Source organism: Bradyrhizobium sp. SZCCT0153, from assembly GCF_018129995.1.
Lineage (GTDB): Bacteria > Pseudomonadota > Alphaproteobacteria > Rhizobiales > Xanthobacteraceae > Bradyrhizobium > Bradyrhizobium japonicum_G.
Genome location: NZ_JAFCKS010000002.1, coordinates 833,020 through 852,908, shown reverse-complemented (window position 1 = coordinate 852,908; position 19,889 = coordinate 833,020). Strand labels below are relative to the sequence as shown.

Sequence of the window (19,889 nt, the reverse complement as noted above, 5' to 3'; positions counted from 1 at the left end):
TACCGGGCGAGCCGGCCTGGCTCGGACCTGGTCTCGGCGGCGGCATGGTCTACCGAGATGAACCTTTCATCGTTCATGGGCGCTGGCTGGGCCCACGGTCCGCAGGTTCTCTGCGACGAGGAAGGCATTCTGCTGTGTCGAACCTCCCGCGAACGCATCGACGGCGAGCGGCAGGTCGTGCTGGCCGTCGTCCCGGCGGCGGAACATCCGACCCCGCAAAGTCTTGATCGGCTCGCGCACGAATTCGCGCTGAAGGACGAACTGGACAGCGCCTGGGCCGCCAAGCCGCTTGAGCTTGTGCAGGATCACGGCCGCACCATCCTCGTTCTTGAAGATCTCGGTGGCGAGCCGCTCACATGGCTGGTGCACACGCCCATGGAGATGGGGAGCTTCCTGCGTCTCGCGACCCAGATCGCCGCGGCCGTGAGCAAGGTCCACCAGCGCGGTCTGGTCCACAAAGATATCAAGCCGGCAAATATCCTGGTGAACCGCAGCAACGGCAGCGTGCACCTCACCGGCTTCGGCTTTGCCTCGCGCCGTCCGCGCGAACGGCAATCCCTGGCACCGCCCGAGTCGATCGCCGGCACATTCGCTTACATGTCACCCGAGCAGACCGGCCGGATGAACCGCTCGATCGATTCCCGGAGCGACCTGTATTCGCTCGGCGTCACACTCTATCAGATGGTCACCGGCTCGCTTCCGTTTGCCGCATCCGATCCGATGGAATGGGTGCACTGCCACGTCGCAAGAGAAGCGGAGCCGCCGAGCAAGCGATCCGGCAACGTTCCCTCCGCGGTTTCCGGACTGATCATGAAGCTGCTCTCCAAGATGGCCGAGGAGCGTTACCAGACTGCAGCCGGTGCCGAGAGGGATCTGCAGCACTGTCTTGCGGAGTGGCAGCTTCGGCACAGCATCGACGACTTCCCGCTGGGCCGGCACGACACCCCCGACCGGCTGCTCGTACCCGAGAAGCTGTATGGACGAACGCACGAACGCGAGATGCTGCTCTCCTCGTTCGAGCGCATCGTCAAGAGCGGCGCACCGGAATTGGCGCTGGTCTCGGGATATTCCGGGATCGGAAAATCATCTGTCGTCAACGAGCTCCATAAAGTGCTGGTGCCGTCACGAGGGCTGTTTGCATCGGGCAAATTCGACCAGCACAAGCGCGACATCCCCTACGCGACACTCGCCAGGGCATTCCAGAGCCTCGTTCGGCCGCTTCTGGGCAAGAGCGAGACCGAGCTGAACCAGTGGCGCCATGATCTGCTGAGCGCGCTCGGTCCAAACGGGCAGCTCGTCGTGGACCTGATCCCCGACCTCAAGGCGATCATCGGCGAGCAACCGCCTGTCCATGAGCTGCCGCTCCAGCACGCGCAAAGCCGCTTTCACCGCGTCTTCGAGCAATTCATCGGCCTGTTTGCCAGACCCGAACATCCGCTGGTGCTGTTCCTCGATGATCTGCAATGGCTCGACATGGCGACGTTCGAGCTGCTCGAGGACCTGTTGACCAGGTCGAACCTGAAGCACCTGATGCTGATCGGCGCATACCGTGAGAATGAAGTTGACCCCGCTCATCCGGTGGTGCGCATGCGCGAGGCCATCAGGACACGGGGCCAACGGGTCGTTGAGATCAGGCTCGCCCCGCTCGGCCGCAGGCATCTCGGCCAGTTGCTTGCAGATGCGCTTCGTTGCGATCCGAAGCGCGCCGCTCCGCTGGTCCAGCTCGTGCACGAGAAAACCGGCGGCAATCCGTTCTTTGCCATCCAGTTCATGTTTTCGCTGGTCGAGGAAGGACTGATCGCGTTCGACCATGATGCGTCGCACTGGACCTGGTCTCTCGATCGCATCCACGCCAAGCGATACACCGACAACGTCATCGACCTCATGCTCGGAAAGCTCACCCGGCTGCCCGTTGCAACGCGCACAGCCCTGCAGCAGATGGCCTGTCTCGGAAACGTCGCCGAGGCCGCCGTGCTTTCGATCGTCCTTGGCGCGTCGGATGAGCAGGTCCAGGCAGATTTGTGGCCCGCCGTCCGCCAGGAATTCGTCGAGCCCCAGGGCGATGCCTATCGATTCGTCCATGACCGATTCCAGGAGGCGGCCTACGCGCTGATACCGGAGCAAGAACGCGCCTCGGCCCATTTGCGTATTGGCCGACTGTTCGCTGCGCGAACCTCGCCGGAAGCGGTCGAGGAAAACGTTTTCGAGATCGTGAGCCAACTCAACCGCGGCGTGGCCCTGATCACGGCGGCAGAGGAGCGCGTCAAGCTGGCGGAGCTGAACCTGTTGGCCGGCCGCCGCGCCAAGGCGGCGACGGCTTTCGGCATGGCGTTTGCCCACTTCGCCCTCGGTGAAACCGTGCTGCCGGAGGATCGCTGGCAGCAGCACTACGCGCTCAGCTTCGCCCTGGCGCTGCAGCGGGCCGAATGCGAGTTCCTCGTCGGTGAGCAGGCGACGGCGAAAACGCGCCTTGCCGAACTGGCAAGCCGGGCGGCCAACCTGCCCGATCTCGCCGCCGTCACCCGGCTCCGGATGGAGCCAAGCGACCGCGACGTCGAGATTGCCCTCGGCTATTTGCACCGCGTCGGCATCGCCTGGTCGGCGCATCCGACACCGGAGGAAGTCCGGCAGGAATATGAACGGATGTGGCGGCAGATCGGTGAGCGCCCGATCGAGGCCCTGCTCGACCTGCCCCAGATGGCCGACCCGGTCGCGCGCGGGACCATGGACGTCCTCACGGTGCTCGTCTCCCCGGCCTGGTACATCGACGAGAATCTGCGCCGTCTCATCATCGGTCGCATGGCCAATCTGAGCATGGAGTACGGCAACTCCGACGCCTCGTGCCTCGCTTACATCGTGCTTGGGACCGTGCTCGGCCCCGACTTTGACGACTATGCTGCCGGCTACCGCTTCGCCCAGCTCGGCCTCGACCTCGTCGAACTGCAAAGGCTGGACCGGTTCAAGGCTCGCGTCTATCTCGGCTACGGGAGCTGGACACGTCATGTGAGCACAGGCCGCCCGTGGCTGCGACGGGCCTTCGACGCCGCGCAGCAGGTCGGCGACATCAACTACGCCAGCTTTACCCGTCATCACCTCCTCACGCATCTGCTCGCCTGCGGCGATGCACTGCCGGGCGTGCAGCTGGAGGCCGAGGCCGGCCTCGATTTCGCACGCCGGGCGCGCATCGATCTGGCGGCCGATCGAATTGCGGGGCAGCTTCAGCTGGTCCGGACGCTGCGCGGTCTCACCGCGAAGTTCGGCTGTTTCGATGAAGCCGGGTTCAGCGAAGCGCAGTTCGAACATCGTCTCGAGGCAGACCCGCGCCTGGAACAGGCCGGCTTCTGGTATTGGGGCCGCAAGCTGCAGGCACGCGTCCTTGCCGATGACCCCGGCGCGATCGACGCGGCGGTGAAGGCCGAGCAACTGCTGTGGACCTCGAAGGCGCTGTTCGATCGGGTCGAGTTTCACTTCTATGCCGCGCTGGCGCAGGCCGCGTCGAGCGAAACCGCATCCGATGTCGGCCGAGCCCCGCGGCTTGAAGCCCTGACCGTTCACCATCGCCAGCTTCAGCGCTGGGCGGAGATCTGTCCCGAAGATTTTGCCGACCGCGCAGCTCTCATCGCCGCGGAGATCGCACGGATCGAAGGTCGCGAGCTCGACGCGATGCGCTGCTACGACCAGGCTATCGCCTCGGCCCACGCGAACGGCTTTCCCCAGAACGAGGCGATCGCGAACGAACTTGCCGGGCGCTTCTATTCGACACGCGGGTTCGAAAAGATCGCCTATGCATATCTGCGCGATGCTCACTACGGATTTCTTCGCTGGGGAGCCGAGGCCAAGGTCAGACAGCTCGAACGCCTCTATCCTCGTCTCCACGTCGCAGAGGACAGCAGTTCCGCCGGCAGGCCGACCGTCCAGCAGATGGACGTCACCACCGTGGTGAAGGCGTCCCAGGCGGTCTCGAGTGAGATCGAGCTGCCGAAGCTGATCGAGACCCTGATGAAAATCGCGCTGCAGAACGCTGGCGCGGATCGCGGCCTGTTGATCCTGGCGCGGCATGATGACTTCTGGATCGAGGCGGAGGGACAGTCGAAGGGCGACGAGTTTGCCGTCGTCATGGAGCGGACTGCGCTCTCCGCGCCCGAGTGCCCGGAGGCGTTGGTGCGCTATGTCATTCGGTCGCAAAAGCCTCTCATCATCGACGACGCGACCAGGCCTGATCCGCTCTACGGCGCCGACTATCTCCATCGCCGGCATCCGAGATCAATCCTCTGCCTGCCGCTCATGAAGCAGGCCAAGCTCACCGGGTTGCTCTATCTCGAGAACACGCTGACGACGCACGCGTTCACACCCGACCGCGTCGCAGTGCTCGACCTGCTGGCGGCGCAGGCTGCCATTTCGCTCGAGAACACCCTGCTCTACCGCGATCTCCAGGATCGCGAGGCGCGGATCCGGCGGCTCGTCGATTCCAACATCATCGGAATATTGTTCTGGGACGGCAGCGGCGACATCAGCTACGCCAACGATGCGTTCCTCGGCATGACCGGATACTCGAGCCAGGAGCTGGTTACGGGTGCGGTCCGCTGGAGGGACATGACCCCGGCCGAATACCGGCACGGAGACACGCAGCGCATCGAACAGCTGCGGATGTCGGGCCAGACCGCGCCTCGAGAGAAGGAATTCATCAGAAAAGACGGCAGCCGCGTTCCTGTCCTGATCGGCTCCGCCTCGATCGCCGGGTCTTCCGATCAATGCATCTCGTTCGTGCTCGACCTTACCGCGCGCAAGCAGGCGGAAGAGAAGTACCGCCTGCTGATGGAGCAGGCGCGTGACGCGATCCTGGTGCTCGATCAGATCGGGCTGGTGATCGAGGCAAACCGCACCGCCGAGCTCATGCTCGGACGGCCCCGGGAGCAGATTATCGGCATCCCGCTCCGATCCGTCCTGAATCCGGCGGGTGCGATCGGGGTCGACCGGCTGCTCGTGCCGGGTTCGGCCGGCCTGCTGCAACTGCGCCTTGATGGCCCCGACGCAAAAGGTCTCGACGCCGAACTGTCCGCCGCTCACGTCTCGACCGGCGGCCAGGAGCTGATCATCGTCATCGGGCGCGACATCACCCACCGCCTCCGCCTCGAGCAGCAGCTTCGCCAATCGCAGAAGATGGATGCGGTCGGCCAGCTCACCGGCGGCGTGGCCCATGATTTCAACAACATCCTGACCGTCATCACGGGCACCATACAGATCCTGGTCGACGGCCTCGCGGACCAGCCCGATCTCGTCACCATCGCCCACATGATCGATCAGGCCGCCACGCGCGGTGCTGATCTGACGATGCAGCTGCTGGCGTTCGCCCGCAAGCAGCCTCTGCAACCACGCGACGTCGACGTCAACAACCTCATCGTCGATACCGCCAAGCTGCTGCGGCCGACGCTCGGCGAGCATGTCCAGATCGGCTCGACGCTGCAAGCCGACGGCTGGCACGCCCTGATCGACCCAAGTCAGCTTTCGACCGCTTTGATCAATCTGGCGGTGAACGCCCGCGACGCGATGGCCGGCGGAGGCAAGATTCACTTCGGCACCGCGAATGTGAGCTTCGATGCGGACGATTCCGGCCCGGAGGGAATTCGCGGCGACTTCATCCTGGTCACCGTCAGCGACACCGGCGCCGGCATTCCACTCGCGATCCGGGACAAGATCTTCGAGCCCTTCTTCACCACCAAGGAGCTCGGCAAGGGCACGGGCCTTGGACTGAGCATGGTCTACGGCTTCATCAAGCAATCCGGCGGTCACATCAGGATCGACAGCGAGGAAGGGCGCGGAACGACGATCAGCCTGTATCTGCCGCGCTCGGCTTTGACCGCTGCCGTTTCGGACGCTGTGCCGAAGAGCGAACTGCAGCGCGGCAGCGAAACCATCCTCGTGGTCGAGGATGACGAGCTGGTGCGCAACTACGTCGTGGCGCAGCTCAAGAGCTTTGGCTATCGCACGATCGCCGCGGCCAATGGTCCCGATGCGCTGGCTCTGGTGAACCAGGGCACCGCGTTCGACCTGCTCTTCACCGACGTCGTGATGCCCGGCGGGATGAACGGGCGCGAACTCGCCGAGATGGTGACCCGCGAGCGGCCCGGCGTGCCGGTGCTCTACATGTCCGGGTATGCGGAAGCCGCCATGGTGCATGACGGTCGGCTGGACCCCGGCATCACCCTGCTGAGCAAGCCCTACCGGCCGGCAGATCTGGCGCGTTCGATCCGTCAGGTTCTCGACTTGCGTGCACGACGCGACGGCCCGGACTGAGAGCCCGGCGATTGGCGCCCCCTCCGGAGGCTTCGTAGCGTATCGCTCAGCTTGCCGTCAGGTGGATGACGTTCCACGACGCCGGCTTGAGGGTTGCCTGCAACCGTTCGCCATCGAGGGCCACGCTCTGCAACGGCGCCGGCTTGATCCTGCCCGGCGCATTCCTGGTATTCGTTGCCTTGAGATCATCGTGCCGGAGTTCAAGACGCTCGCCCACCGAGAGCAGGGCGAAACCTCTGGCCGTGACACTGACCTCGATCTCCTGCTTCAGATCCCGATTGAGCAGAAACAGCGACAGGCCGCCGCCGTCCTGCGCGACCGCCGCGATCTTGAGATATGGCACGTTCGGTATCGCAAAGACCTGGTCCTGGGTGCCGCGGGGATCGTAGTAGGATGAATCGTAGGTCTCCGACTCGACCTGCGTGCGCAAAACGCGGCCGCGGCCGAACCGGCTCATATGCGCGAAAGGAAAGAAGATGGTCTGGCGCCACGCGCCTCCGCCCGTCTCGGTCATGATCGGTGCGATGACGTTGACGAGTTGCGCGAGGCAGGCGACCTTGACCCGATCGGCATGATTAAGCAGGGAAATGCAGGCGCCGCCGAACGCAAGTGCGTCCTCCATCGTGTAGATTTCCTCGAGGATCGGCGGTGCCACCGGCCAGCCCTCCTTCACCCGGTCGGCGCGGTTGCGGCGCGTTCGATACCAGACGTTCCATTCGTCGAAGCTCAACATGAGACGCTTGCCGGAACGCCGCTTGGCCGCGACCGCATCGGCCAGGGCGACGACCTCGTCGATGAAGCTGTCCATCAGGTCGGCGCTTGCGAGGAAGGATGCCGTGTCCTGCTTGTAGTTGTTGAGATAGGTATGGAGCGAAATGTAGTCGACGTGGTCGAAGGTGTGCTCGAGGACCGTATCCTCCCACTGGCCGAATGTCGGCATGTTGCGCCCCGACGAACCGCAAGCCGCAAGCGCGATGGTCGGATCCACCCAGCGCATCATCTTCGCCGCTTCGCGGGCGACCGCGCCGTAAGCCGCGGCGCTCTTGTGCTCCATCTGCCAGGGCCCGTCCATTTCGTTGCCGAGGCACCACAGCTTGACGTCATGCGGCTTGTCCCAGCCGTGCGCACGACGCAGATCCGACCAGGCCGTTCCGCCCGGATGATTGCAATATTCGACCAGGTTGCGCGCAGCATCGCCGCCGCGCGTGCCGAGATTGACCGCCATCATCGGCTCGACGGCGGCCGCCCTGCACCAATCCATGAATTCATTGGTGCCGAAGCTGTTAGGCTCGGTGCTGAACCATGCAAGGTCCAGCCGCACCGGTCGCGTCGTCGGCGGACCGACGCCGTCCTCCCAATTGTAGCCCGAGACGAAATTGCCGCCGGGGTATCGGATGAGCGTCGGGCCGAGCTCCTTCACCAGCGCGAGCACGTCCTTTCGAAACCCCTTCTCGTCCGCGGTCGGATGGCCGGGCTCGTAGATGCCGCCATAGACGCATCGGCCCAGATGTTCGACGAACGCACCGAACAGGCGAGGATCGGTGTGACCGATGGCGAAATCACAGTCGATCAGGACGCTGGCTTTCCTCATGGTCTTCTCTCGGGTGCCCCGGTGCTGGTGAGATCGTTCATGCTGGGAGGCAGGTCTGGAGCGGCGTCGGCGACCTCAGGTAATAGCACGGCTTCGCGCAATTGGCGCGTATAGGGATGCTGCGGCGCATTCAGCACCGTTCTCGCATCGCCACTTTCGACGACCCTGCCTTTCTCCATGATCAGAATTCGATCGCTGACGTAATAGGCCGTCGCCAGATCGTGCGTGACGTAGACGATGGATATCCCAAGATCGTCCCGCAGCCTCTTGAAGAGATTGACGATGGATATGCGCAGCGACGCATCGATCATGGATACCGGCTCGTCCGCGACGATCAGTTTCGGCTCGGCCAGCATGGCGCGGGCGATTGCAACCCTTTGCAGCTGTCCGCCGGACAGCTCGTGCGGGTATCGGTGGCGCACCTCCGCGAGCGAGAGGCCGACTTTGTGCAACGCGTCATCGACGACCGTTTCGGCTGCCGGTCCGCCGGCCCCACCCGAAAACCGCCGCAGCGTCATGAACAGATAGCGGTCGAGCCGCTTGAGCGGGTTGAAGGATTCAAATGGATTCTGAAAGATCGGCTGCACCTTGCGCATGAAGGCCATGCGACCGGCGCTGCCGCTGATGGCGGCAAGGTCGATGCCGTCGAGCATCAGCTTACCGCTGGTCGGCGCCTCCACGTTCAGGATCATCCGCGCAAGCGTCGTCTTGCCGCTGCCGGATTCACCGATGATCGCCAGGATCTCCGGCCGCCTAGCGACGAGGTGGAAGCTCACCTCGTTCACCGCCGCAATCCTCTGCCGCGACAACAGCCCACCCCGGACGAAGGTCTTGCTGACCTCGCAGACGTCGAGGAGCAGATCGCTCATGCCTGGCCACCCCGGTCGACGGCAAAGCAGGCAACGCGATGCCCGGTGTCGACCTCCAGCATGGCGGGGACCTCGCGCCTGCAGATTTCGGTTGCGATGGGGCAGCGGGCATGGAAGCGGCATCCGGACGGAGGATCGGCGAGATTGGGCGGGGAGCCGCCAAGTCCCTCGCGAGCTGCCTCGTCCCCGATCCGCGGCAGGCTGGAAATGAGATGCCTGGTATAAGGGTGCAGCGGCTTGCGGAAAATCCTCGCGGTTGCGGCCTCCTCCACGAGGCGCCCGGCATACATGATGGCGAGGCGGTCGGTGACGTGCGCGTGCACGCCCATATCATGCGTGACGAGCAGGACCGAGGAGCCGGTCTCGCGCTGGATGCCACGCATCATGCCGAGCACCTGCTTCTGCACCACCACATCCAGCGCGGTCGTGGGCTCGTCGGCAATGATGAAATCGGGGCGGCAGATCGTTGCAAGGGCAAGCGTTGCGCGTTGGCGCATGCCCCCGGACAGCTCGTGCGGAAACGCGGCCAGCACCGAAGGATCCAGCCTCACGCGCGCCAGATGAGCGATCACCTGCCGCTTAAACTGCTCCCGGCTGCCGCCGATATGCGGATATGCGAAATCGACGAAGGCGGCTTCGACACGGCGAACCGGGTTGAGCACGCTCATCGAGCCCTGCATGATATAGGACAGATGCCGCCAGCGGATCCGCGCCAGCTCCGCGCGCGGCGCGCGATGCAGTCCGCCATGGCCCGGCAGGAACGCGAACTCCACGCTGCCGGCCACAATCTCGAGCGGCGGCCTGATCGCGCCTGCGATGCTCTTGATCAGCGTGGTCTTTCCGGAACTGGACTCGCCGGCGAGCCCGTAGACCTCACCGCGGCGAACCGCGAAGCTGACGCCGTCGACCGCTTTGACGCCGCGTCCGACGCCGATATGGCTGGTCCTGTAATGGGCATGCAGGTCGCGAACCCGGAGGATCGGCTGTTGCTGTTGGGCGAGCGGTGGCAGGGCGTCGGCTTGCATCACGGGGCCCCTCCGGTACCCCAGAGGCGGCTCCGTGGATCGATATAGGCGTTCGCCGATACCGCGAGCAGGAACAGCCCGATGAACGCCATGATCACCGTGACGGTGGGAAAAGCGATCCACCACCAGATTCCGGCTACCATCGCCGTATGCTGGTTGGCCCAGTAGATCATGCCGCCGATCGTCGGCGTGTTGATGTCGGTAAAGCCGAGCACCGCGAGCGTCACCTCGAGCCCGATCGACCAGACCATGTTGTTCATGGTCGTGGAGAACACGATCGGCATGACATAAGGCAGATGCTCCCGGGTCAGGATTTCCCGCGTGCTCATTCCGGAGAACAGGCAGGTCTGGGTGAATTCGCGCGCCTTCAGGCTCATGACCACGGAACGGATCAGCCGCGCGTCGTAGGCCCAGCCGAAACAGGCCATGATCAGGGCCAGCATCAGCCAGGAGATGCGGTCGCGCATCATGAAATAGAACAGCACCAGGATCGGCAGCAGCGGAATGACGATGAAGCTGTCGTTCACCGACATCAGGGCGCGGTCGATCCAGCCTCCCTTGTAGCCGCTGACGAGCCCGACCACGAGCGCGAGCAGGCGGCTGACCAGCGCGACCGTGCATCCGAACATCAGCGTATTTCGGATCGCGAAGCTCAATTGCCAGAACACGTCCTGGCCACGCGACGTGGTGCCGAACCAGTAGACCAGCGATGGCGGCAGATCGGGCGGAACCACATACACGCTCTCCGGTGGATAAGGCGAGAAGCTCGCCAGCGCGGAGAGCAGCAGAACGAATCCGACCAGCACCGCCCCGATCCGGAATTCGGGGCTGTGGCGCAGCAGGTCGCGCAGCAGGACGCTCATCAGCTGATCTTCACCCTCGGATCGAGCAGTGGATAGAGAAGATCGATGGCGAGCACGCCGATCGACACGCCGAGAATCGAAATGGTGGTGACACCGAGGACGAGCCCGTAATCTCCGGCATAGACGGCATCGACCAGGAGCGAGCCGAGACCGGGATAGCCGAACACTTTTTCGGTGATCACGGCGCCGTTGAAGATTCCGCCCAGCGACATCGCGAGCCCCGTCACCTGCGGCACCAGCGCGTTGCGCATCACGTAGGCTGTCAGGATGCGCCAGGGCCTGACGCCGGCGAGCTCGGCATAGACGACGAAGTCTTCGGCCAGCACGTTCGACACCAAGGCGCGCATGCCGAGAAACCAGCTTCCCACGCCGATCAGGATCAGGGAGAGCGCGGGCAGGATGGCGTGCCGCAGCACGCTCAGGACGAATTCGGGCGTCAATGTCTGCGGCAGGTTCATCGCCGATCCGCCGGAGATCGGCAGCACCGGCCAAAGGAAGCCGAACACGATCAGCAGCAGCATCGCCAGAATGTAATAAGGGATCGGATGCAGGCCCATCGCGATCACCCCCATCAGCTTGAGGCCGCGGCTCTGGCGGTAGTAGCCGGCAAGTCCGCCCAGCAGGTTTCCGAGCCCCCAGGCCACGATGGTCGATACTGCAAGCAGTCCCACGGTCCAGGGCAGCGCGCGCCCGATCAGGGTTCCGACGGGGGTCGGAAATGCCGACAGCGAAGGACCGAAATCGGCGCGCAGGATCCGCTTCCAGAACTGGAAGTATTGCTCGACGGGGTTGCCGCCGAGACCGTAGAGCTCGCGCAGGGAATTGCGCATCTGCTCGATCGCCTCCGGCGCGGTGCTGCCGTAGGAGGTCACGGCCGAGATCGACTGCTCGACGGGATCGACCGGCGAAGCGTGGGTGACGACATAGGCGATGTTGATGCCGATGAAAACCACGAGCAGAAACTGGCCAAGCCGCCGGCCGACATAGGCGAGGTATCCGCTCATGGCGGCACCGGTGATGCCCGACATCGTTCGGACGGACGCGAAAGATGCGGGCGCTCTGGTGTCATCGCGTCCTAATTTGCCGGCTTCAGCTTGACGAACATGTAGCGCGAATTGCCCCAGTTCGGCACCGGGTTGGTGTAGGGGTTTTCCGAGGTCGGAAAGCCGGTCCAGTAGGTCTGATCCATTGCGGTGAAGACGTTGTAGGCCATCAGCGGGATGGTCGGCATCTCCTTCACGGCGAGCTTGACGTATTCCTTGCCAAGCTCGATCGATTTCGGATCGTCGAATCCGACGGTTCGGATCTGCTCGATGATCCCATCGAGCGCGGGATTGGACCAGCGCTGCCAGTTGCGCAGCGGCTGCGGCTTGCCCGGCTCGGCGACGAACTGCGAATGCCAGCTGTCGAGGAAGTAGGACAGGTCCTGATGACCGCCCCAGGTTTCGACGCTCCAGCCGATGAAGGTGTCGAAATCGCCGGCCGCGCGTCGCGTGGGCAGCGTCCCCTGCGCGACGTCGATCCTGGCGTCGATGCCCGCCTGCTTCCAGAGCTGAACGATCATCGTCCCGGCGCGGGTCATCACCGGACGCAAATCGCCTTCGACCATGACACGGACGCTGAAGGGCTTGCCGTCCGGCGTGAGCCACGCGCCACCCCGCTTGCTGAAGCCCGCCTTCTCGAGAAGCTCCTGCGCCGCCTGTGGATCGGTCTTCCACCAGCCCATGCCGAACGCCCTGGCGATTTCCGCAGGCCCCGATGGAATCTGGTCGCCCATAGCAGGCCGCAGCATATCGGCAATCTGCTTGCCAATCGTCGGGTCATAGGGCTTGATCCTGCGCTTGCCGGTGTCGATCTCGAAAGCCCCGAGCCATTCTCCCATCGGCCCGTGATAGGTCGCCGGATGTGTTCCGGTCGGCGGTACGCCGATCGCCGATATGGTGGCGGCCCCGCGATATGCGGCCATCGCCACGGCCTTGATGTCGATCAGCAGCGCCAGCGCCCATCGCACGTCCGGGTTCTTGAAATTCTCGTTCTGGGTGTTGAAGATCACGGCGGGAAGCGTCGGATCGGGGTGGCCATAGGGAAAGCCCTTGAACCAGGCCCGCGTCGTCCTGCTTTGCTTGGCCAGCGCAAACATGCCTTCCGGCGCAATATCGTGGATCACGTCGAGCTCGTGATTGAGCTGCGCGATCACCCGCTTCTCGGGCGGTCCGGGGTCGACATAGGCGAGATACTTCGGACCCGGCTTGCCAAAGCGCGCAAGCGTGGTGCGCTGCCAATCCTCACGAAGCTGCCAGATGTACCATTTGCCGTCGGGATCATAGCTGTGCAGGACATAGGCGCCGAGAGAGATCGGCTTGTTGAAGTCGAATTTGACCGGATCGTCCACCTTGTCGAACACGTGCTTGGGCAGGATCCACACCGCGCCCCAGCGCACGGTGAAGTTGGCGTGAAAACGCGAATTGGGTTTCTTGAGCTTGAAAACGACCGTATGAGCGTCAGGCGCGTCAACGGACGCCACGTTGCTCGCCAGCACCGCGCTGAAGCGCATGGCGGGATTTTTGATCTGCGTCGTCACCGTCGAAACGACGTCGTCGGCGGTGAATTCGACACCGTCGCTCCAGAAGATACCGCTGCGGAGCTTGACCGTCATTTCGGTGAAGTCGGCGTTGTATTGCGGCTTGTCGGACGCCAGCGAATTGTCCCAGACCCCGTCAAGGCCGCTCTCGGGATCGATGTACCATAGCGTGTCGAGCGCGGCCTGTTGCAGCCCGTTGGACTGCGATCCGGCATTGATCGTCCAGATGTTGAACCAGCCCGCGTTCTTGACGGTTCCTTCGGGGTTTTCCAGGATCAGCAGCTCCTTCCGCGGAATGTTCTGCGGAAGGCCTTGCGCAACTGCCGGCGTACCCAACAGGGCCGGCACAGAGCCGAACGCGCACGCAACGACCAGCAATGCACGAATGCAGCGCATCATGTCCTCCCGGTGCAACGCTTCTCGACGCGTATTTTTGGCCGGATGCTAGAGGCGCCGGAGTCGATGAACAACAGGAATCTTGGGCCGCAGGCAGATCGATCAGACGCGCCGGCCGTCCCTATGCGGTGTCCGCCCGACCAAAGCAGGGATATTCCGCCCATGACCGGCCGGGCCTGTCGGCGCTTCTCGCCGCCAAAGACAAATGCCGCCGGCGACTGTCGGATGGCGCACGCTCGTACACTCCGAACTCGCCGAGATAAATGGAGCACTGCTCTTTCTTCGCCCAGACTCCCATCTTCCTGAAATCGGCGGCAGTTGGCCTCGTCTCCGGACGGCCCCAATCCAGGCTCGTTCAACACCTCGAAGACGAGCGCCGCGGTTAATAACCTGCCAGCGCGGCCGGTCTTTCCGGCGCGAGCCCGCTCGCGCGCGAAGTTTAACGGTTTGGTAACGATACGAAGCTGGTTCGGTGCATTAATGCAAATCGCACGCTGCCGGTGTCTCGCCCGTAACGACCCTGCTATAAAGCGCAGATGCGGCACGATCGACCTTCCCGCGGCTTGTTTAATTTTCCCTGGTTGCACATGAACAGACCCAGCAGCACGTTCGACATCACCATCGAGGAGAGGTTCGACTTTCTGTCGCCGGACTACGCGGAGCTGTTCGACAACTCGGCCGCCACAGCGTTCCAGCATCCGCTCTGGCTGGATAGCCTCTACACCAGACTTGCGTCTCATGCCGGGGCAACCCCTCTGGTTGTCGTCGTCCGCCGCCGCCCGACCGGCGCCCTTGCGATGGTGCTGCCGTTGCTGCGGGTCCGGCGCGGTCCGATACGGACCGTCGAATTCGCCGACCTCCGCGTCTCCGACTACCTCGCGCCGGTGTGCAGCCCACAGGTATTTTCCGAGCTTCTCAGGGATGAGAATGCGTGCGCGGAGATTCGGTACCTCGTCCGCCCGTTCGACCTGCTGCGGATGACCAAGCTGCCCGACGGACGGCTCCCGATCGAGAATCTCCTGGCCGCGCCCCGCCGCGTCGCGATGGACTCCAATGCCTACGCGACCGTTCTCGTCGCGCCGTTCGAGACCTGGCGCGCCAGCGCGCTGGATCGCTCCTATCAGAAGGAGCTCGCAAAGAAATCCCGGCAGCTCCAGAAGAAGGGCGCACTGAGCTTTTCATGCTGCAACGACAGCACGTCCGTGCTCGAGGCGTTGGACGTGATGAGGAAATTTCGCGGTCCGCGCTTTCAGGCACACGGCGATGGAGATCTGCTCCAGCGCCCTGAATATTACGCATTCTACTCCGAGATGGCGCTCCGCGGTCTCGGCTCCTTCGTCCGGCTCTACGCCATGAAGATGGACGGCGACGTGATCGCCGCCGTGCTCGGACTCTGCCATCAAGGCAGCTTCCTCGTCATCATGAGCGCCTTCGACATTGCCGGATACAAGAGCCAGTCCCTCGGCGCGCAGATGTTCGAACATGTGGCGAAGGATTGCATCGAACGCGGTGATCGGATGCTCGATTTCACCATTGGAGACGAGCCGTACAAGAAACTGTTCGGCGCGCAGCCGTCGCCGATGTGGGCGGTCACGCAGGCCGGCAGCACGGCAGGCGCCCTATCCCTGTTCGCCCTGAAACAGGCCCCGTGGCTCAAGCTGGCCGCCAAGCGAGTGTCGGAGTTCAGGCTCCTGTCGACCCGCACCTCAACGCCCACGCGCTGACCGGCGCGAGGCGCCGACACGTGCGGCGCTCAGGCTTACAGTACTCAGGCGCGTAGCGCGCTTCGAACCTGCGCGAGCCAGCCCGGCCGCATTTGATCGACCCGGTGGGTGATACTGCGCCGCAGGAAGTGGAGCCGCCGCCGCACGTCCCAGCCGATATCGTTGCGGGACGTCAGAGCCTGGCGGAAGCGAGCCATCTTCAGTGACTGCTGGTCTGCCGCGATCTTGTCGGGATCGGAATAGAATTCCGAAATCTTCTGACGGCTCATGCCCTCGGTCATGAGCCAACGCGGCGCATGTTCGTTGCAGAGGCGTTCGACGTCGACCAGCAGGCGGGCGACACCCGTGCCGGCGGCCGGGCAGTTGGTCTGGAACGCATCGCCGATCAGCACGACGCCGGGCTGGAGATGTCCTTCGACGACGGACAGGTCCATCACCCAATTCCGAACCTGGTCGGTCACGCGGAAATCGCCGAGATAGGGCTGCAATCCCGGCAGCAGGCGCAGCACCGTCGCTTCCGTATCACGACGCAGCTCGCGCATGATCGGATCGGTCGGGTCGCGGAACATGAAGAGATTTGCGCGCATGCCAGCACGCACGGGAAACAGGCTGAGATAATCGACGCCGTCCGCCGTGCGCTGGCCGTAACAGGTCAGCGCCTCGAAATCGAACGGCGCGCCGTCCCTGTGGGCAATCGTGAATCCGAACGAGACCGAATGGCGCTCGGCCAGCACGCGCCGCTTGATGCCGAGCTTGTAGCCGAGAACGCCGGCCATACCGGTGGCCAGAACGACGAGGCGTGCCGTGACATACCGTCCCGAAGCGAGCTCGAGATGCTGCAAATCGTCGCTACAGGCGACCGCAGTGACCTCGTCGACGATCAGGCTGGCAGGATCAGGCAGCTGGCCGCGCGCCATGGCCACGAGATCGGCATAAGGAAGCCCGTAGGCCTGGCCGATGCTGACATCGACCACCTTGCCTTCCCTGATATTGAGCACACGCCCGTACGAGCAGCCGGCGCTCGCGAGGCCCTGGATGAAGCCCAGCCTGCGGAACAGCTCAAGCTGATGACCGCCGATTTTCTCGACCCGAAACTCGTCCGGATAGACCGCGCGCTTGTCGATCAGGGCAACGCGATTCCCCGCCCGCGCGAGCACGGCCGCCGCGAGCGAGCCCGCAAGGCCGCCTCCGACGATCGCGATGTCGGCAACGATCGTCGAAGCGCTCGCTGCGGCAATGGGCTCGGTCACGTTTCTATCCGCCGTCATGGTTCAGCTCCCACGGTCAACGATGGTTGCCGTGCAATTCCCTCGCCTGATCTCGCATCGCAGGACCAAACGCGATCATTTCTCGATATCTCGGTTAATGAAGCGGAGGCCCGGCCATCTCGGCGACGTCCGGCACGCGACTTGCCCGGGATGGGTCGGTAAATTTCGGTTCCGCAAGTCGGCGGCGATTCCCGGTGAGACAATCCGCGCTCGAACGGCTGTTCTCCGCTTTATCGGCCGTCGATGCGACGCTATGCCGCCAAACGATCCGGCCGGGCTTTGCTCGATCTGGCACAATGGGGACAGCGATGTTCCATAGTGAAGCAACCGGCGCGGCCCCGACGTCTTCGCGATCAGCAAGGTCCTGGAGGACGCCCATTAACACTCGCGGTTTTTCGGCATGCTAGGCTGACGGCCGTATCGGAAAATGTCTCTTCGGGGGGAGTTACCCCTTAAACTTCCATGATTGAATCCATCGTCCAGTTCATGCGGCGCGACGTGACGCGCGGTGTTGCCGGAACCATCCTGCTCAAGGTTGGTAGCGGCGCGCTCGCGTTTGCGTTGTTCTCGCTGGCGGCACGAACGATGTCGCCCGACGGGTTCGGCATCTTCGCGACCTGGCTTTCGGTGGCCCAGATGGCAGCGGTCGTGGGACTGGTCGGACAGGAATCGCTGCTGGTGCGATTTCTGAACGAGTATCGGGTAGGAAATCAGCCCGATCTTACCAAAGGCGTGCTGCTATCGAGCCTCAGGATTTCCTTCGTCGCGATGCTGATCGCGATCGGCGCGATCGCGATCGTGGCGAGCATGAGAGGCGACGGGTGGCTGCTGGTACTCGCGGTATCGGCCTATACCGCCGTGAATGCGGGACTGATGCTTGGCAGCCAGATCGCGCGCTCGCTGGTCAGCATTCTCATGGGAGAAGGAAACAGGGAGTTCTTCTGGCGGGTCAGCGTCGTGATGTTTCTGTTCGCGATCATGTTCGGCCATCGGCAGCTCGATCCCGCCGAATTGATCGCCGTGATGACGATTGCCATGTCAGTCGGCCTGGTCGCACAGCTCATCGCGATCACGCGAGCTCTGCCGGATTTCCGCGGCACGGCGGTGCGTTCCGAGACGTCCCGCTGGAGATCGAGCGCGCTTCATTTCTGGGTCGCGTCCATCCTCGAAGCCGCGAACCAGTATTTCGACGTGATCCTCGTCTACTGGATGCTGGATCCGGCAACCGCCGGAATTTACTTCGCCGCTTCGCGCCTGGCCAACATCTTCGCCATGCTGTCGGCCGCGCTGTACAGTTTCGGCGCACGGCGGCTGCCCTCGCTGTATTTCAGCAAGAACCACCAGGAATTCGAGCGAACGTTGCGGCTCATGGCGGAAGTGACCGCGTTGTGCGTGGTCAGCGGGCTGCTGCTGATCTGGATCGGCGGCCCCCATCTCCTCAACCTGTTCGGGCCTCATTTCGCCGCGCAGCACTGGGTTCTGATCGTGCTCGCGATCGGAACGGCCTTCCAGGCGGCGGGCGGCCCATCTGCGGCGATATTGCAGCTGACCGGCTATGAGCGCGAGTACGTCCCCGTCGTCGCCGCCAACGTGGCGCTGAGGCTGGTCGGATTCCTCGTCCTCATTCCCTGGCTCGGCGTGCTCGGCGCAGCAATCTCGGCCACCGTGTCGCTGGCGCTCGCAACCATCGCCCTCAACATCCTCTGCCGGCAGCGAACCGGGGTCGATCCTTCAATTCTGGGACTTTTGCGCTTGTCGGCATCCAAGCGCGGCGCCTACGCGGTCCGCGGCGCGGACTCCGGCGAATAGACATCGAGTCAATCGGGCAATTGCCCGGCTCGGCAATACTTAAATATCCATGGTTAAATTGGCGGTGATCCGCTGCTTGCGCGACCAGGATCGAATGGTTGACGCGCTCGCTTCCCTTCGTGTGGAACCAGCGGAATTCCGTCGTGAACGCTGCCGTCCGTCAGACCGCGCATTAACTCCGTTTGTTGCTAGTCGGTGTTCACGCGGTGTCCGCATGGTAGGTACGGGGCCAAGAAGGTGAACATTTCGTTTCTTCAGCGGGTCGGGATCCGTGCTCCATTACCAGCCAAACAAGGCGTTGAGCGAGACGACTGCGACAGCCCTCCCGCCACCGGGCGGCAGCGGCCGAAAGCTGCACGTCCTTCTCGTGCAGACCCAGGCCGAGAACGCCGGCGCGCAGGAGATCTCCCGGCTGCTCGGCGCCGGCCTGACCGCCCGCGGCCACCGGGTCACCAATCTGTTCTTCTTCCGCAAGTCGGACTCGTTCGACGAGCCGCCCGATACGATCTACTGCGCCTCGAGCCGGCCGGGAAGTCCGCTGGCCCTGCTCCGGATGCTGTGGACGCTCGGCCGCCATATCAGGACAACCAGGCCCGACGCCGTCCTGACGTTTCAGCATTTCGGCAACGTCATCGGCGCCGGCGTCGCGCGCCTCGTCTGCCGCGCGCCCGTCATCGCCAACCAGGTGTCATCCGCGCTGGCGATGAGCTGGCCGGTCCGTACGGCCGACATCTTCATGGGCAGCCTCGGCTTCTTCGACCTCATCACGCTCAACTCGCTGGACATGCAGCGCGAGTATTCGCACTATCCGAAGGCCTATCGGTCGCGCATGGTGCATGTCCCGCACGGCTTCGACGACAAGGCCCTCACCCTGCCGAAGGAAGCTGCGCGCCGGAAATTCAACCTGCCGCCGGATCGCGTCCTGCTCGGCTGCGCCGCAAGACTGCACCCGCACAAGCGGCTCGATGCGGCGATACGCCTGTTGCCGGATCAACCGTCCTGGCACCTCGCGCTGGCGGGCCAGGGCGCCGACGAATCCCGGCTGCGGCAGTTGGCGGATGACTTGAAAGTCGCGGACCGGCTGCATCTGCTCGGCGAGATCACCCCGCACCAGATGGCGGAGTTTCTCGCCTGTCTCGACGTGTTCGTCTTTCCGACACAGGCCGAAACCTTTGGTCTGGCCGCTGTCGAGGCCGCGAACGCGGGCGTTCCTTCGGTCGTCACCGATCTGCCCGTCTTGCGCGAGGTGCTGTCCTACGAAGGAAAACCGACGGCGCTGTTCGTCGATGCTTCCGATCATACCAAGCTGTCGGCCGCCGTCTCCATGCTCCTGTCGGACCAGCAGCTGAGCGATGAACTGCGACGAAACGCCAAAGGCCTGAAGCTGCGCTATTCGGTGGACGCCATGGTGGAGGAATACGTTCAAATTCTCGGCCAGGTCATTTGACCGGACGCATTGAAACGGATCG

The 19,889-nt window shown here is 63.7% G+C and carries 11 protein-coding genes; 4 read left to right on the top strand and 7 right to left on the bottom strand.

The features are described from left to right. The first annotated feature begins 57 nt into the window (after window positions 1-57). The gene (locus JQ572_RS11615; RefSeq protein ID WP_211383138.1) at window positions 58-6,294 is read left to right on the top strand and encodes an AAA family ATPase; all 6,237 of its coding nucleotides are present in this window, start codon (window positions 58-60) and stop codon (window positions 6,292-6,294) included. Between the two features lie 46 nt (window positions 6,295-6,340). On the opposite strand, the gene arfA is transcribed toward JQ572_RS11615, so the two are convergent. The 6 genes from arfA to JQ572_RS11585 form a co-directional block, all read right to left on the bottom strand. Next, complete coding sequence (arfA, locus tag JQ572_RS11610; RefSeq protein WP_211383137.1) at window positions 6,341-7,885, bottom strand: arabinosylfuranosidase ArfA; 1,545 nt, start codon at window positions 7,883-7,885, stop codon at window positions 6,341-6,343. Continuing rightward, window positions 7,882-8,670: an ABC transporter ATP-binding protein gene (locus tag JQ572_RS11605; RefSeq protein ID WP_349643091.1), complete on the bottom strand. Its 789-nt coding sequence runs from the start codon at window positions 8,668-8,670 to the stop codon at window positions 7,882-7,884. Before JQ572_RS11605 ends, arfA begins: the two co-directional genes overlap by 4 nt. Window positions 8,671-8,750: 80 nt before the next feature. Then, complete coding sequence (locus JQ572_RS11600; RefSeq protein ID WP_211383544.1) at window positions 8,751-9,779, bottom strand: ABC transporter ATP-binding protein; 1,029 nt, start codon at window positions 9,777-9,779, stop codon at window positions 8,751-8,753. Beyond that, on the bottom strand, window positions 9,779-10,642 hold the full coding sequence (locus JQ572_RS11595; RefSeq protein WP_211383135.1) for an ABC transporter permease: 864 nt from the start codon (window positions 10,640-10,642) through the stop codon (window positions 9,779-9,781). Before JQ572_RS11595 ends, JQ572_RS11600 begins: the two co-directional genes overlap by 1 nt. Further along, window positions 10,642-11,646, bottom strand: a complete 1,005-nt coding sequence (locus JQ572_RS11590) for an ABC transporter permease (RefSeq protein ID WP_211383134.1) — start codon at window positions 11,644-11,646, stop codon at window positions 10,642-10,644. Before JQ572_RS11590 ends, JQ572_RS11595 begins: the two co-directional genes overlap by 1 nt. A gap of 71 nt (window positions 11,647-11,717) precedes the next feature. Beyond that, window positions 11,718-13,619 (bottom strand): ABC transporter substrate-binding protein, encoded by a 1,902-nt coding sequence (locus tag JQ572_RS11585; RefSeq protein ID WP_211383133.1) that lies wholly within the window; start codon window positions 13,617-13,619, stop codon window positions 11,718-11,720. A gap of 587 nt (window positions 13,620-14,206) precedes the next feature. Here JQ572_RS11585 and JQ572_RS11580 point away from each other — a divergent pair. Then, window positions 14,207-15,343: a GNAT family N-acetyltransferase gene (locus JQ572_RS11580; protein ID WP_211383132.1), complete on the top strand. Its 1,137-nt coding sequence runs from the start codon at window positions 14,207-14,209 to the stop codon at window positions 15,341-15,343. Between the two features lie 44 nt (window positions 15,344-15,387). Here the strand turns inward: JQ572_RS11580 and JQ572_RS11575 are convergent, their stop codons facing one another. Further along, window positions 15,388-16,611: an FAD-dependent oxidoreductase gene (locus JQ572_RS11575; protein WP_211383131.1), complete on the bottom strand. Its 1,224-nt coding sequence runs from the start codon at window positions 16,609-16,611 to the stop codon at window positions 15,388-15,390. A 462-nt stretch (window positions 16,612-17,073) separates the two neighbouring features. Here JQ572_RS11575 and JQ572_RS11570 point away from each other — a divergent pair, with 462 nt between their 5' ends. Further along, entirely contained in the window at window positions 17,074-18,420 is a 1,347-nt protein-coding gene (locus JQ572_RS11570) for a lipopolysaccharide biosynthesis protein (RefSeq protein ID WP_211383130.1), read from the top strand. A gap of 271 nt (window positions 18,421-18,691) precedes the next feature. Beyond that, on the top strand, window positions 18,692-19,867 hold the full coding sequence (locus JQ572_RS11565) for a glycosyltransferase family 4 protein (protein WP_211383129.1): 1,176 nt from the start codon (window positions 18,692-18,694) through the stop codon (window positions 19,865-19,867). Window positions 19,868-19,889: the final 22 nt, after the last annotated feature.

Bases quoted from the DNA above. Each gene is read 5' to 3' on its own strand.
- JQ572_RS11615 (WP_211383138.1), top strand. From the start codon at position 58: ATGAACCTTTCATCGTTCATGGGCGCTGGCTGGGCCCACGGTCCGCAG.
- arfA (WP_211383137.1), bottom strand. From the start codon at position 7,885: ATGAGGAAAGCCAGCGTCCTGATCGACTGTGATTTCGCCATCGGTCAC.
- JQ572_RS11600 (WP_211383544.1), bottom strand. From the start codon at position 9,779: ATGCAAGCCGACGCCCTGCCACCGCTCGCCCAACAGCAACAGCCGATC.
- JQ572_RS11595 (WP_211383135.1), bottom strand. From the start codon at position 10,642: ATGAGCGTCCTGCTGCGCGACCTGCTGCGCCACAGCCCCGAATTCCGG.
- JQ572_RS11590 (WP_211383134.1), bottom strand. From the start codon at position 11,646: ATGAGCGGATACCTCGCCTATGTCGGCCGGCGGCTTGGCCAGTTTCTG.
- JQ572_RS11585 (WP_211383133.1), bottom strand. From the start codon at position 13,619: ATGCGCTGCATTCGTGCATTGCTGGTCGTTGCGTGCGCGTTCGGCTCT.
- JQ572_RS11580 (WP_211383132.1), top strand. From the start codon at position 14,207: ATGAACAGACCCAGCAGCACGTTCGACATCACCATCGAGGAGAGGTTC.
- JQ572_RS11575 (WP_211383131.1), bottom strand. From the start codon at position 16,611: ATGACGGCGGATAGAAACGTGACCGAGCCCATTGCCGCAGCGAGCGCT.
- JQ572_RS11570 (WP_211383130.1), top strand. From the start codon at position 17,074: ATGATTGAATCCATCGTCCAGTTCATGCGGCGCGACGTGACGCGCGGT.